This is a genomic window from Hyphomicrobium zavarzinii ATCC 27496 (assembly GCF_000383415.1).
In the GTDB taxonomy this organism is placed as follows: Bacteria; Pseudomonadota; Alphaproteobacteria; order Rhizobiales; family Hyphomicrobiaceae; genus Hyphomicrobium_C; species Hyphomicrobium_C zavarzinii.
Genome location: NZ_KB911257.1, coordinates 437,952 through 451,343, shown reverse-complemented (window position 1 = coordinate 451,343; position 13,392 = coordinate 437,952). Strand labels below are relative to the sequence as shown.

Annotated in this window: 12 protein-coding genes; 4 read left to right on the top strand and 8 right to left on the bottom strand. The window is 62.4% G+C overall.

Annotated features, from left to right (window positions below; all coding sequences use genetic code 11):
* Positions 1-95 precede the first annotated feature (95 nt).
* From F812_RS0110015 to mnmG, 4 genes are all read right to left on the bottom strand, one after another.
* Positions 96-986 (bottom strand): ParB/RepB/Spo0J family partition protein, encoded by an 891-nt coding sequence (locus F812_RS0110015; protein ID WP_026868002.1) that lies wholly within the window; start codon positions 984-986, stop codon positions 96-98.
* An 89-nt stretch (positions 987-1,075) separates the two neighbouring features.
* Positions 1,076-1,900 carry a ParA family protein gene (locus F812_RS0110010; protein WP_020085838.1) on the bottom strand — a complete coding sequence of 275 codons (825 nt, stop codon included), beginning with the start codon at positions 1,898-1,900 and terminating at the stop codon, positions 1,076-1,078.
* A 4-nt stretch (positions 1,901-1,904) separates the two neighbouring features.
* Complete coding sequence (gene rsmG, locus F812_RS0110005; protein WP_020085837.1) at positions 1,905-2,579, bottom strand: 16S rRNA (guanine(527)-N(7))-methyltransferase RsmG; 675 nt, start codon at positions 2,577-2,579, stop codon at positions 1,905-1,907.
* The gene (gene mnmG, locus F812_RS0110000) at positions 2,576-4,450 is read right to left on the bottom strand and encodes a tRNA uridine-5-carboxymethylaminomethyl(34) synthesis enzyme MnmG (RefSeq protein ID WP_020085836.1); all 1,875 of its coding nucleotides are present in this window, start codon (positions 4,448-4,450) and stop codon (positions 2,576-2,578) included. The genes rsmG and mnmG overlap by 4 nt, the downstream gene beginning before the upstream one ends.
* Before the next feature lie 229 nt (positions 4,451-4,679).
* Between mnmG and F812_RS23410 the strand changes: the two genes are divergently transcribed.
* Together F812_RS23410 and F812_RS26500 are read left to right on the top strand one after the other, a co-directional pair.
* A complete protein-coding gene (locus tag F812_RS23410) occupies positions 4,680-5,123 on the top strand; it encodes a hypothetical protein (protein WP_020085835.1) in 444 nt (147 codons plus the stop codon).
* 10 nt (positions 5,124-5,133) lie between these two features.
* Positions 5,134-5,439: a hypothetical protein gene (locus F812_RS26500; protein WP_156827353.1), complete on the top strand. Its 306-nt coding sequence runs from the start codon at positions 5,134-5,136 to the stop codon at positions 5,437-5,439.
* A 70-nt stretch (positions 5,440-5,509) separates the two neighbouring features.
* Here the strand turns inward: F812_RS26500 and mnmE are convergent, their stop codons facing one another.
* Positions 5,510-6,856 (bottom strand): tRNA uridine-5-carboxymethylaminomethyl(34) synthesis GTPase MnmE, encoded by a 1,347-nt coding sequence (mnmE, locus tag F812_RS0109985; RefSeq protein WP_020085833.1) that lies wholly within the window; start codon positions 6,854-6,856, stop codon positions 5,510-5,512.
* 93 nt (positions 6,857-6,949) lie between these two features.
* Here mnmE and F812_RS0109980 point away from each other — a divergent pair, with 93 nt between their 5' ends.
* A complete protein-coding gene (locus F812_RS0109980; protein ID WP_020085832.1) occupies positions 6,950-8,980 on the top strand; it encodes a thioredoxin domain-containing protein in 2,031 nt (676 codons plus the stop codon).
* Between the two features lie 132 nt (positions 8,981-9,112).
* The gene (locus F812_RS0109975) at positions 9,113-10,051 is read left to right on the top strand and encodes a sterol desaturase family protein (protein WP_040498099.1); all 939 of its coding nucleotides are present in this window, start codon (positions 9,113-9,115) and stop codon (positions 10,049-10,051) included.
* A gap of 113 nt (positions 10,052-10,164) precedes the next feature.
* On the opposite strand, the gene rho is transcribed toward F812_RS0109975, so the two are convergent.
* From rho to hemE, 3 genes are all read right to left on the bottom strand, one after another.
* Complete coding sequence (gene rho / locus F812_RS0109970; RefSeq protein ID WP_020085830.1) at positions 10,165-11,430, bottom strand: transcription termination factor Rho; 1,266 nt, start codon at positions 11,428-11,430, stop codon at positions 10,165-10,167.
* A gap of 223 nt (positions 11,431-11,653) precedes the next feature.
* On the bottom strand, positions 11,654-12,184 hold the full coding sequence (hemJ, locus tag F812_RS0109965) for a protoporphyrinogen oxidase HemJ (protein ID WP_026868000.1): 531 nt from the start codon (positions 12,182-12,184) through the stop codon (positions 11,654-11,656).
* A gap of 32 nt (positions 12,185-12,216) precedes the next feature.
* Entirely contained in the window at positions 12,217-13,284 is a 1,068-nt protein-coding gene (gene hemE, locus F812_RS0109960) for a uroporphyrinogen decarboxylase (RefSeq protein ID WP_020085828.1), read from the bottom strand.
* Positions 13,285-13,392 lie beyond the last annotated feature (108 nt).

Below are 13,392 nucleotides of genomic sequence, written 5' to 3'. Positions count from 1 at the left end.
GGCCCGAGAAGAACTGCCACGCTCCACCGCAACAAGTCTGCCGTCGCAGCCGCCCAATTTGGACCTAGTCCCGCGGCCGACCTCGACGTCACGGCTCAACCGCCCGGCATGCCTATCAGGCGCATACGAATATAGTCGAGCTGGTCGAAGTTGCCGTACTTGATGACCAGATTTCCGCTCTCGCCCGAGCCGCGCTTGACCTCCACCTTGAGCCCAAGGGAGTCCGCCAGCTCTTTCTCGAAGGCTTTTGTATCCGGATCCTTCTCTCGAACCTTCTTCGCACCCGTATTGCCCGGCACGCCAATCGGCCCGGCCTGAACCAGCGCTTCCGCTTCGCGGACGTTGAGGTCCTGTTCCAAAATCCGCTGGGCGAGCGCCTCGGCGTCGTCCCGGCCCACGAGGGCGCGGGCATGCCCGGCAGTGAGCTTTCCCTCCTGCACGTAAGCCTGAACTGAATCCGGAAGCCTGAGCAGCCGCAACGTGTTGGCCACGTGGCTCCGGCTCTTGCCGATGATTTCGGACACCTGCTCCTGGCTGTAGTCGAACCGCTCGATCAGCTCGCGATAGCCGTTCGCCTCTTCGATGGCGTTGAGATCCGCGCGCTGGACATTTTCGATAATCGCAAGTTCGAGAACCTCGCGGTCCGAAAGATCCCGCACAATGATCGGGACCATATGCAGGCCGGCCTTCTGCGACGCGCGCCAGCGCCGCTCGCCGGCCACGATCTCGAAAGCCTGCATGTCCTCGGGGTGCGGTCGCACGACAATCGGCTGAACCAAGCCCTTGGTTCGGATCGATTCAGCGAGTTCCGCCAGATCCTGCTCGGCGAAATCCTTGCGCGGATTGAACCGCCCGCTCCGAAGCTGTTCAACCGGCGCAAGCCGCTGCTCGCCCTCAGCAGGCAAACGCGGATGCGCCTGCGGCGATTCCCCAATGAGAGAGGCCAACCCCCGGCCCAGCCGGCTTTTCGGTAGCGCTGAATTCATGACCTGACCTGTTTTCTCCCGGGTGCTTTCCGTACCGCTCCCGACTACACAGTACGAAGCACGACGAAAAACTTATGTTTTAGAGGCCATTACGCGGCTTTGGTTTGACGTTCGCGCTCGATGATCTCGGTCGCGAGACGGATATAGGCTTGGCTCCCGGCGCAATCGTAATCGTAAAGCAGGATCGGCTTGCCGTGCGACGGGGCCTCCGCGACCCGCGTATTTCGCGGAATCACGGATTCGTAGACCTTGGGGCCGAAGAAGGCCCGGACTTCGTCCGCGACTTCGCGCGAAAGCGTGGTCCGCGCGTCATGCATGGTCAGCACGACGCCTTGGATTTCCAGGCTCGGATTGAGCGTCGCGCGGATCTGGTCGATCGTGTCCTTGAGCTGAGAAATACCTTCCAGCGCGAAAAATTCGCACTGCACGGGTACCAAAACGGCATCCGCGGCAGCCAGCGCGTTCAAAGTCAGGATGTTGAGCGAGGGCGGACAGTCGATCAGTACGTATTTGAAGGCCTGATCGGCCGGCTTGCCGCGAGATTGCGCGGCCAGCGCTGCCACCGCGTCGCGAAGCTTGTAAGCACGGCTCACATCGCCCGAGAGATCCGATTCGAGACCCACTAGGTCCGAGTTCGCCGGAACGACAAAAAGTCCAGGAATTGCAGTCTGAACCGCCGCTTCCGAGAGGCTAACCGTGCCCATTACGGCATCATAAGATGTCCGCGTCCGCGCTTCCGGCGGCACGCCGAGGCCGGTCGAGGCGTTTCCCTGCGGATCGAGGTCGATAACAAGCACGCGCTCGCCGATCGCGGCCAGCGCCGTGCCCAAATTGATCGCTGTCGTGGTCTTGCCGACGCCGCCCTTCTGATTGGCGACCGCCAGCGCCCTAAGTTTCGTACCGAGGCCAGTCACGGGTCTAACCCTCCGTCCTCAAAGCCAAATTTCGCACTATCACAATGCGCGCCTGAGCGTCCGTCAGGCTCGGAGCAAGCGTGTAATCGAAGGCGAACTGCCGTTCTGCCTCGCTGACTTCCGCCTCCGCGTCCCGGCCTTTAGGAAACAAGGCCACGGTCTGGGGAGAAAAAAACGGCTGAACGAGCCCCAGAAGCTTCGGCAAAGGCGCCAGCGCACGCGCCGTGATCACGTCTTTTATCTGAGACTTAGCCTGAGTCGCGGACTTTTCGATCCGCTCCCCGCGAATCTCCACAGCAAGCCCCGTTTTCCGGGCCACCTCGCCGAGGAAAGCCGCCTTGCGCGTATCGGACTCGACCAGGGTCATTCGGGCGTCGGAATTTTTCTCCGCGAGCAAAATTGCCAGCACGAGACCCGGAAAGCCGCCGCCCGAGCCCAGATCGAGCCAGTTTTTTGCTCCCTCGGGCGCGAACGCCAGAAGCTGGGCCGAATCCACAAAATGCCGGTGCCAGATTTCGTCCAGGGTCGTAGGCGAAACCAGATTGATGACTTTTTGCCAGCTCCTGAGCAGCGCCTCGTAGGTGCGAAGCCGGTCTATCGTTTCACGTGAAACGGCAAAGGCGCCCTGAAACGCCTCCGCCGTGTCGATCCGGCCGGAAGCCCCCGAAGCCGCTGTCATGACGCGCGTTTCCGCGGAATTTGCTTCTTGAGCGTGGCCAGAATGAGCATGAGCGCAGCCGGCGTCATGCCCTCGATCTTTCCGGCCTGGGCCAGCGTAGCCGGCCGCTGCGCTTCGAGCTTCGCCCGAAGCTCTGCCTTGAGACTCGGCAGAGTTGCATAATCAAAAGACGCCGGAATGGCGATGGCCTCGTCCTTTTTGAGCGCCGCCACGTCCGCCTCCTGCCGGCGCACATAGGAGTCGTACCGAGCGTCAATTTCTGTCTGAGCCGCAAGCGCCGGATCGAAATTCGCCAGCTCAGGCCAAATCTCAGCCAAGCGGCAGAAAGTCATGTCAGGATAAGAGAGAAGCTCGAACGCGTTTCGCCGCCTTCCGTCCTTGTTGATTTCGATTCCGTTTCGTTCCGCTTCTGTCGGTGTGAGCGTTTTTTGAGAAAGAACATTAGCTATTTCTGATAACATCTTGTTTTTATTGGAATACGACCGTGAACGTAACGAGGTCACACAGCCGATTTGTTCGCCCATTGGCGTAAGTCGTTGATCTGCATTGTCTGCGCGAAGCCGCAAACGATACTCGGCCCGCGACGTGAACATGCGATAGGGCTCGGTGACCCCCCGCGTGACGAGATCGTCGATCATGACGCCCAGATAGGCATCCGCGCGCGACACGACGAACGTACGCACGCCCCCTGCCGCAACGAGCGCAGCATTGATGCCGGCGGCCAAGCCTTGCGCGCCCGCCTCCTCATATCCCGTCGTGCCGTTGATCTGCCCCGCAAGGAAAAGTCGCTTGAGCCGCTTGGTCTCGAGAGTCGGCAGAAGCTCGCGGGGATCGACGTAGTCGTACTCGATCGCATAGCCTGGACGCTTGAGGACAACCTTCTCAAGTCCCGGAAGTGTCTTGAGAAAAGCCTCCTGAACATCGGCTGGAAGCGACGTCGAGACCCCGTTCGGATAGACGGTGTCGTCATCGAGGCCTTCCGGCTCCAGGAACACTTGATGCGCGCTGCGGTCGGCGAACCGCACCACCTTGTCCTCGATCGACGGGCAATAGCGGGGACCGCGCGAGGCGATTTGCCCGGAGTACATGGGCGAACGCGCGAGATTGGCGCGTATGATCGCGTGCGTCGCCTCGCTGGTTGTGGTGATCGCGCACGTCACTTGCGGATTGGTGATTGCGTTCGTCAGAAAAGAGAACGGCACCGGATCGGCATCCGCCTCCTGCTGCGGAAGACCATCCCAGTCGATCGACCGGCGATCGAGCCGCGCTGGCGTGCCGGTCTTGAGACGGCCCATCTTGAGCCCCAGCCCATAGAGGCGCTCGGAGAGCTTCAGCGCGGGCGCGTCACCCACCCGTCCAGCCGGATGAGTCTGATCTCCTAAGTGGATGAGACCATTGAGAAATGTTCCAGTCGTCAACACCACGGAACCGGCCAGCATTCGCTCGCCCGTCTGGGTGATGATCCCGCCGACCACATCGCCAGTCACCACCAGGTCCTCGACCGCGCCTTCGATGACCACAAGACCACCGGTCTCCCGGATTGCCTGCTGCATCGCCGCCCGATAGAGCGCCCGGTCGGCCTGCGCGCGCGGCCCCTGCACCGCCGGTCCCTTCGAACGATTGAGAAGGCGGAATTGAATGCCTGCCGCGTCCGCGACGCGCCCCATGAGCCCGTCGAGCGCATCGATCTCCCGCACGAGATGACCTTTGCCGAGACCGCCGATAGCCGGATTGCACGACATCTCGCCGATGGTCTCGAAACGGTGGGTGACGAGCGCCACCGAGGCGCCCATGCGCGCGGCCGCAGCCGCGGCTTCCACACCCGCGTGGCCGCCACCGACAACGATCACGTCGAAGCTTCTCTCGGCCATCTGCCGATCACCCAATCCTGCGCGCCTGCAACAATGGCGGAGAGATACAGGAGGGTGGCTCCACGGTCAAAGCGACCCGCATCCCTGTCGCAGGCTCCCTTCTCCGAACGCCTCCGCCCCATTTCATGTGGATACGGAGGACAACGCACAGGTCTATGCCGCACCGATCTTGCCGGCGCCACTTTGTCACCCGCAGGCTAGCCCCGTCGCGATTGTCGGGGGGCTATCGATGTCGAAGTACCAAGCGGGAAGCATTGCGTTGCTCACCCTCACGCTCGGCGCCTGCGCCGGGCGCGCACCGCAGATCCCGCCCCTCTTCCATGCCACCGACCGCAGCATAGCTTGCGACCAGATCGCGGCAGAGACCAAGGTCAACAACCAGAAGATCTCCGATCTGGCCACCGAGCAGCAGTGGAAGTTCGGGCAGAACGTCACCGCCGGGATCGTCGGCTTCATGGCCTGGCCCGCCTGGCTCGGCCTCGACTTTCAGGACGCAGCGGGACAGGAGGCGCGCGCACTCTCCCAGCGCAACGAATACCTCCTCACTCTGGCGAAGGAGCGCTGCCAGCCAAAGGGACAGATCGCCCGCACCGCCCCGGCCGCCGAGGAGGACCCGGGCATGTCGGCGCTGGCATCCAACTCCGAAATCATGTCCGGCCTCGTCAGCCGATAGAGCCGTTTCGATGATTCACGTGAAACATCGCGTGCCGCATGTCGGCGCGAAACGCGCAATTTTGGATTCACGTGAAACATTGGATGCCGTTTCGCCGGAAAAATGGATTCACGTGAAACAAATTATGCCGGACGAAGCATCCGGCGGCACGACAAACAGCAACCGCGTCTCCGATGCGCGTGCACGATCCGGCAGCGCGCACGCGCTCAAGCCCGGACGGACGGACGGACGGATTCACGTGAAACATTCCGTGCCGAAAATCCATCACCACCGGAAATTCCGGACCAAATGCTCCGGCATCGACGCGCCTTTCTGAACCGTCCACCGGATATTCATTATCCGGAACCGGAGGATTCACGTGAAACACTTCATGCCGAAATGCGCGCTCATTTCCCGATACAGAAACGGCCGAAGATGTGATCCAGCACGTCCTCCACGTCCACCCGTCCGGTGATGCGCCCCAGCGCATCCGCCGCACGGCGCAGATCCTCCGCGCGAAGCTCAACCTCATCCGGTGAACCCAGCAGGAACGCATCGAGATTGTCCCGGCACGCCTCGACGAGCTTCCGGTGACGGACCTGTGTGAGCGCGGGCTCCTCCTGGTGACCGATCCGCTCGCGAGCGATCACCGTAAGGCGCTCGATGAGCTCCGTGACACCCGCGCCCGTCTCCACCGAAAGCGGCACCATGTCGTCGGGCAAGGCAGGCGCCTCACCGCCAGGCAGGAGATCGATCTTGTTGAGCACGAGCAGCGTCCGGTCGGCTACGGCCGCGAGGTCCGGCGGCAGCAAGGTCTGCGGCTCGGTCGCATCGGTCAGCCACAGCACCAGGTCGGCCGCCTCCGCCACCGCCTTGCTCCGCCGCATGCCTTCCCGCTCGATGGCCCCCTCCGCATCCCGGAAGCCCGCCGTATCCGAGACGATCACAGGGAGGCCGCCGAGATCGAGCCGCGCTTCGACGACGTCGCGGGTCGTCCCGGCTTCGGCAGAAACGATCGCCACGTCGCGCCGCGCCAGCGCATTCAGGAGACTCGACTTCCCGGCGTTGGGCGGGCCCGTGAGCGCCACCCGAAACCCGTGGCGCAGGATCTCTCCGCGATGACCATCCTCGAGGTGATGGTTCACCGAACGCGCGAGCACCTGGATGATGGCTCGTGCATCGGTGAACGTCTTGGCGCCGATGTCGCCTTCATCGGCGAAATCGAGCCCTGCTTCGATGAGACCAAGCGCCTCGATCAGGCTGGCGCGCCACCCGTCGTAGAGATCCGACAGCACACCCGAGGCCTGGGCGAGAGCCTGCCGGCGTTGCCCCTCCGTCTCGGCATCGATGAGATCGGCAAGCCCCTCCACCTCCGCGAGATCGAGCTTCCCCGCCTCGAACGCGCGGCGCGCAAACTCGCCGGGCTCGGCCATCCGCAATCCCGGCATGATGGACAGCGCCGAGAGCACCGCGTCCACCACCGCCCGTCCGCCGTGCAGGTGAAGCTCCGCCACATCCTCGCCGGTGAAGCTCTTGGGTCCGGGTAACCAGATCACCACGCCGCGGTCCAGCTTCTCGCCGCTTTCAGGATGACGGACGAAGCGCCCCACGGCGCGGCGCGCTTCCGCGCGCGGACCGGCCATGAAGTCGATCACCCGCCCGGCACCGCTCCCGGAGATGCGCACCACCGCGACCCCCGCACGCCCCGGTGCGCTGGCCAGCGCGAAAATGGTTGGCTCTGAGGATTGGGCCATGGCTAGTCTCGGCACCGTAAGAAATGAATCGGAACGTCTTCGTGCTGTGCGCGCTCATCTGAGACACAGGACAAGAAGCGACAGGACCCTACCATGAGCCGCAACCGCCTTTCCGAAGAGAGCAGCCCCTATCTTCTTCAACACGCGGAGAACCCTGTCCACTGGTGGGCATGGGGACCGGAAGCCCTGGCCGAGGCCAAGCGCACCGGCAAGCCGATCCTGCTCTCCGTCGGATATTCGGCCTGCCACTGGTGCCATGTGATGGCTCACGAGAGCTTCGAGGACGAGGTGACGGCTCGCGTGATGAACGATCACTTCGTGAACATCAAGGTCGATCGGGAGGAGCGCCCGGACATCGACGCCATCTACATGGGCGCCCTTCACCGCCTCGGCCAGCAAGGCGGATGGCCGCTGACCATGTTCCTCGACAGCGACGCGCGCCCCTTTTGGGGCGGCACCTACTTCCCGAAGTTCGCAGCCTACGGTCGCCCCTCCTTCGTGGACGTGCTCGAGCGCATATCCGGCATCTACCGCAACGAGCCGGAGAAGGTGGCGGGTAATGCCGAGGCGCTCGTTCACGCCCTCTCCCAGCGAAGCGGCGAGATCGACGGATCGGCGGTGACCGATCCCCTTCTTCGCGAGATCACCCAGCGCCTCACCCGCGCGGTCGATTCCATTCGGGGCGGCATCGAAGGCGCACCCAAGTTTCCGCAATGGAGTTTCTTCTGGCTCCTCTGGCGCGGCGCGATCCGCTACCGCCACGAGCCTGCCAAGGCGGCCGTCGTCACCACGCTGGAGCGCATGTGCCAGGGCGGCATCTACGATCATCTGGGCGGCGGCTTCGCGCGCTACTCGGTGGACGAGCTCTGGCTCGTCCCTCACTTCGAGAAGATGCTCTACGACAACGCGCTGCTGATCGACCTGATGACGGAGGTGTGGCGCGAGACCAGGAGCCCCCTGCTCGCGAAACGCATCGAGGAGACGGTCGCCTGGATCGCCCGCGAGATGGTGGTGGAGGGCGGCGGCTTCGCCTCGGCCCTCGACGCGGACTCGGAGGGAGAGGAAGGCAAGTTCTACGTCTGGACGGCGGAGGAGATCCTCACCGTGCTCGGTGCCGAGGACGCCGCGATCTTCAACGCCGCCTATGACGTCACCCCGGAGGGGAACTGGGAAGGCCACACCATCCTGAACCGGCTGAAGGACAAGGGGCTCGAAGCGCCGGCCGAGGAGGAGAAGCTCGCAGCACTCCGCGAAAAGCTTCTCGAGGTCCGCGCCAAACGTATCCGCCCGGGCTGGGACGACAAGGTTCTGGCCGACTGGAACGGGTTGATGATCGCAGCGCTCGCCCGTGCAGGCTCCGTATTCGATCGGTCAGACTGGGTGACGATGGCAAAACAAGCCTTCACCTTCGTCGAGAAAAAGATGACGGTCTCCAGTCGCCTCGTTCACGCGGTGCGCCACGGTCAGGGCCGGGCGCCGGCAACGGCCAGTGATTACGCCAACATGATCTGGGCAGCCCTCCGCCTCTATCAGGCGACGGGCGACGGAGGCTACCTGACCAGCGCCACGGCATGGACCGATGTGCTCGATAGACACTACTGGGCCGATGACGGCGGGGGCTACTTTACGGCCGCCGACGATACCCGGGATGTGATCGTCCGGCTCAAATCTTCCGGAGACGATGCCACCCCGTCGGCCAACGGGGTGATGGTCTCCAATCTGGTCCACCTCGGAACCCTGACCGGCAACACGCGTTACGTTCAACGGGCCGAGCAGATCATGCGCACTTTCTCGGCTGACATCGCGCGCAATCTCGCCGGCCACACGGGCCTTCTGGCCGCGGCAATAGACCTCTTGTCTCCACAACTCATTGTATTAGTAAGGGGCCAGAACGATCCCAGTACCGATCTACGATCCGTCGTTCACAGTCTGTCCGTGCCCGGAGCACTCGAGATCGAAGTCTCCGGCACCGTGGGTGAGGTCGGCCCGCCAGCCCTCCACGGAAAATCGGCAGTCGACGGAAGATCAACCGCCTATACGTGTCTCGGTCCCCAGTGCTCCCGGCCCGTATCGACTGAGTCCGATCTGCGACACCTTGTCTACGAGTTGCGCTCAATTGCGTAAGATCAAGTTTTCTTACGAGTACAATGACAAAAAATGGTGTGAAATCCGCGTTTACCACAGTTAGGCTTCATACAAGCCACGCGTACTGTTGCAAGCGTATGAAATGCCGGAAGGATTGATGACGAGGTTCCAATGACGTCTGGATTTCTACGTAATCTGGTGCGGTACGGGTATTTCCCGTTCATGTTCTTCGGTCTGAACGGCGCCGCCTATTACGTCGTGACCAACGGACATTCCTACGCGTGGATCGCGCTTCTGATGCTGATCGCGATCGGTGCCGCCTTTGTCGCGGAGCGTATTCTTCCCTGGTACGACGAGTGGAACGAGTCGCACGGTGACGAGAAGACCAACGTCATCCATGCCATCGTTTACGAGATGCAGAACCTCAACGGCATCCTCACCATTCCGCTGATGGGCTGGCTATTCTCGGGCGGCCTCAACGCCGGTATCTGGCCGCGGGATTGGCCGGTGTGGGCGCAGCTTCTGATGGCCATGGTGCTGGCAGACTTCGCCCTGATGTTCCTGCACTACCTGAGCCACCGCTTCTCATTCCTCTGGCGTCTGCATGCGGTGCATCACGGTGTCTCCCGCCTCTATGGCTTCAATGGCCTGGTTCGCCACCCGTTGCACCAGGTCGTGGACCTCGTGCTGGGTACGGCTCCGCTCGCCATCGCCGGTATGCCGGTCCACGTGGCGCTCCTGCTCGGCTTTGCCATCTCGGTGCAGCTCATCATCCAGCACTCGAATGTGGCCTACGCGTTGGGACCGTTCCGCAACCACCTCTCGATCGGCCAGATCCACCACCTGCATCACGTGAACTGGGGCAAGGAGGGCGACTGCAACTTCGGGCTGTTCCTCACCATCTGGGATCGCATGCTCGGCACCTTCCATGCGGAGCCGCCGCGTCCGATCACCGCGAAGGACATGGGCATCGACGAGGTGCCGGAGTTCCCCAAGGGCTACATGGAGCAGGTTCTGTTTCCGATCCACTACAAGCCCGGCAACGGCCAGCCTCAGCGGCCGGTGACGGCCGCCGCACAGGCCCGCGCCATCCACGACGCCGCCGAGTAGCGGTCGATATACAAGTCCGCAATGCAGAAAGGGCCGCTTCGAGAGCGGCCCTTTTTCATGAAAGATCGGAGCAGACCGACAAAAAAGGCCGCGGAAACCGCGGCCTTTGCATCTCACGTATTCATCGACTGGAAGAACTCGCCGTTGGTCTTCGTCGAGCGCAGCTTGTCGATGAGGAACTCGATGGCGTCCATCGTGCCCATCGGGTTGAGAATGCGCCGGAGCACATACACCTTCTTGAGCTGATCCTTCGGAACGAGCAGATCTTCCTTGCGGGTGCCGGAACGTGCCACGTCGATCGACGGGAACACGCGCTTGTCGGAGACCTTGCGGTCGAGAATGATTTCCGAGTTGCCGGTACCCTTGAACTCTTCGAAGATCACCTCGTCCATGCGGCTGCCGGTATCGATCAGCGCGGTCGCGATGATGGTGAGCGAACCGCCCTCCTCGATGTTGCGGGCCGCACCGAAGAAGCGCTTCGGACGCTGCAGAGCATTGGAGTCGACGCCGCCCGTGAGCACCTTGCCGGAGGACGGAACCACCGTGTTATAGGCACGTCCGAGGCGCGTGATGCTGTCGAGCAGGATCACCACGTCTCGCTTGTGCTCGACCAGGCGCTTGGCCTTCTCGATCACCATCTCGGACACCTGCACGTGGCGCGAAGCCGGCTCGTCGAAGGTCGAGGAGATCACCTCGCCCTTCACCGAGCGCTGCATGTCGGTGACTTCCTCGGGACGCTCGTCGATCAGAAGAACGATCAAGTAGCACTCGGGGTGATTGGCGGTGATCGAGTGCGCGATGTTCTGAAGCAGCACCGTCTTACCGGTGCGCGGCGGCGCGACGATCAGGGCACGCTGGCCTTTGCCGAGCGGCACGACGATGTCGATCACACGGGCCGACAGATCTTTGATGGTGGGATCTTCGATTTCCATCTTGAGCCAGCTCGTAGGATAGAGTGGCGTCAAGTTATCGAAATGAATTTTATGCTTGGTCGCTTCGGGATCTTCGAAGTTGATCCGGTTGACCTTGAGTAGAGCGAAGTAGCGCTCGCCTTCCTTCGGGCTTCTGATCTGGCCCTCGACTGTATCGCCGGTGCGCAAGGCGAAGCGGCGGATCTGGGAGGGCGAGATATAGATATCGTCAGGGCCGGGCAGATAGTTGGCATCCGGCGAGCGCAGGAAGCCGAAGCCGTCCTGCAGCACTTCGACGACTCCAACGCCGGTGATTTCGATGTCTTTCGCCGCAAGCTGCTTCAGCGTCGCGAACATCAGCTCCTGCTTGCGCATCGTGCTGGCATTCTCGACGCCGACTTCCTCGGCAAAGCTTAAGAGCTCGGTAGGGGACTTGAGCTTGAGGTCCTCGAGCTTCATCTCGGTCATGAAACCGCTCCATGGCGGCCACGGCAGACAAGGTGGGAGAGGGCAGTGCCGGGCCTGGGGTGGGGAATGTGGGTGGTGGCTGGGAGAGCCGCGCCGTTTGGCGACAGCGAGGTGCGCTGTGCAGCCTACTCTCTGGCCGGAGAGACCAGGAGCCGATTCGATCTAACCCCTATATAGCAAACGAATTCGACAAGCGGAAGGTCCCGAGTGAAACGCAAAAATCCTAAAACGGTTTCACGATCACCAGAATGACAATACCGATCATCAGTACTGTCGGCACTTCGTTCCACATCCGCCACTGGCGCGCCGTCACCGTGTTGCGATCCTCGGCAAACCTGCGCACGGCGGCAGAAAAGTAACCATGAACCCCGGAAAGCCCCAGCGCCAGCGCCAGTTTGGCGTGTAGCCAGCCCGACTGGAAAAACCCACCCTGCCAGGCGAGCCAAAGGCCGATCACCCAGGCGATGATCATGGCCGGATTGATGATGATCCTGAGCAGCCGCCGCTCCATCACCTTGAACGTCTCCGACATCTGCGAGCCGGGCTGCGCATCGCAGTGGTAGATGAAGAGGCGCGGCAGGTAGAGCATGCCGGCCATCCAGGAAATGATGGCAATCACATGCACCGCCTTCAGCCAGAGATAGGCCGCCGGCCCGGCGATCACCGCTGCCGCGACACCAAGCGCCGCCGTAACGACCAGCGCCACCGCCGCCCGCATTCCGGGAGAAGCATCCTGTCTGCTGGCTTCAACCATCACCACCCGCAATTTAGAGATAAATCAAAACCTTAACGTTTCGCCCGCACGCGCTCGACCAGCCGCCCGACGTTTTCCGGCGGCGTTTGTGGCACGATTCCATGGCCCAGGTTGAAGATGAATCTCTTGTCCCGCATGAGATCAAGGATCTCATCCACACGCTCGTCGAGCCGCTCGCCGCCCGCGACCAGAAGCAGGGGATCGAGGTTGCCCTGGATCACCACGTCCTCCTCGTCGAACGCCTCGCTCATCACGAACGGCGGCGTCGCCGTGTCGCACCCGATGCCGTCCACCCCTGTCTCCGACACGTACCAAACCGCCGTCGCACCCGCCCCGCGCGGGAAGCCGATCACCGGAATATCGGGATGTAGATCCTTGATCGCCTCGCGGATCGCGCGCGTCGGCGCCACCACCCAGCGGTCGAACTCATCATCCGGCAGCGCGCCCGCCCAGGTATCGAAAATCTGCAGGCAATCGGCACCCGCCTTAACTTGTTGATCGAGATAGTCGATCGAGGCCGTCACCAAGAGGTCGATCAATTGCTCGAACCCCTCTGGATCGCGATAGGCCCAGAGCCGCGCTTCCGCCTGATCCGTCGAGCCTTCCCCCTGCACCATGTAGGTCGCGACCGTCCAGGGAGCGCCGCAGAACCCGATCAGCGCCGTCTCGGCCGGCAAATCCTGCCGCAGCCGGGCAACCGTTTCGCAAACGAGGCTGAATTTCGAAGATGTCGCCGCAAGATCGAGCCGCTTCAGATCTCCGGCCGAGCGCACAGGATCGAGCTTCGGCCCCTCGCCCTCCTCGAACCGCACACCCTGGCCCAGCGCATCCGGCACCACCAGAATATCCGAGAACAGAATGGCCGCATCGAACCCGTAGCGCCGGATCGGCTGCAACGTCACCTCGGCCGCCAGCTTCGGCGTATAGCAGAGCTTGAGAAAACTCCCCGCTTCCGCGCGCGTGGCCTTGTACTCCGGAAGATAGCGCCCTGCCTGTCGCATGAGCCAGATCGGAGGAACGTCGAGCACCTCTCCCTTGAACGGTTTCAGAAACCGCCGCTCGGCAACCGCCTTCGTCCCACGCTCCGCGCTGTCGGCCATAACCTTCCCTTCAATAAATAACTAAGAGTCTTCTAGTTGTTGTTATTGCTATTAGGGGCGTGAGTTTCGGGCATGGCGGCCTTGTCCCACGTCTGTCCCCTGCCTTTT

Coding starts and splice junctions, on each gene's coding strand:
- F812_RS23410 (WP_020085835.1), top strand. CDS start 4,680: ATGTCGAAGTACCAAGCGGGAAGCATTGCGTTGCTCACCCTCACGCTC.
- rho (WP_020085830.1), bottom strand. CDS start 11,430: ATGACCGAGATGAAGCTCGAGGACCTCAAGCTCAAGTCCCCTACCGAG.
- F812_RS26500 (WP_156827353.1), top strand. CDS start 5,134: ATGATTCACGTGAAACATCGCGTGCCGCATGTCGGCGCGAAACGCGCA.
- F812_RS0109980 (WP_020085832.1), top strand. CDS start 6,950: ATGAGCCGCAACCGCCTTTCCGAAGAGAGCAGCCCCTATCTTCTTCAA.
- hemE (WP_020085828.1), bottom strand. CDS start 13,284: ATGGCCGACAGCGCGGAGCGTGGGACGAAGGCGGTTGCCGAGCGGCGG.
- hemJ (WP_026868000.1), bottom strand. CDS start 12,184: ATGGTTGAAGCCAGCAGACAGGATGCTTCTCCCGGAATGCGGGCGGCG.
- F812_RS0109975 (WP_040498099.1), top strand. CDS start 9,113: ATGACGTCTGGATTTCTACGTAATCTGGTGCGGTACGGGTATTTCCCG.
- F812_RS0110015 (WP_026868002.1), bottom strand. CDS start 986: ATGAATTCAGCGCTACCGAAAAGCCGGCTGGGCCGGGGGTTGGCCTCT.
- mnmG (WP_020085836.1), bottom strand. CDS start 4,450: ATGGCCGAGAGAAGCTTCGACGTGATCGTTGTCGGTGGCGGCCACGCG.
- mnmE (WP_020085833.1), bottom strand. CDS start 6,856: ATGGCCCAATCCTCAGAGCCAACCATTTTCGCGCTGGCCAGCGCACCG.
- rsmG (WP_020085837.1), bottom strand. CDS start 2,579: ATGACAGCGGCTTCGGGGGCTTCCGGCCGGATCGACACGGCGGAGGCG.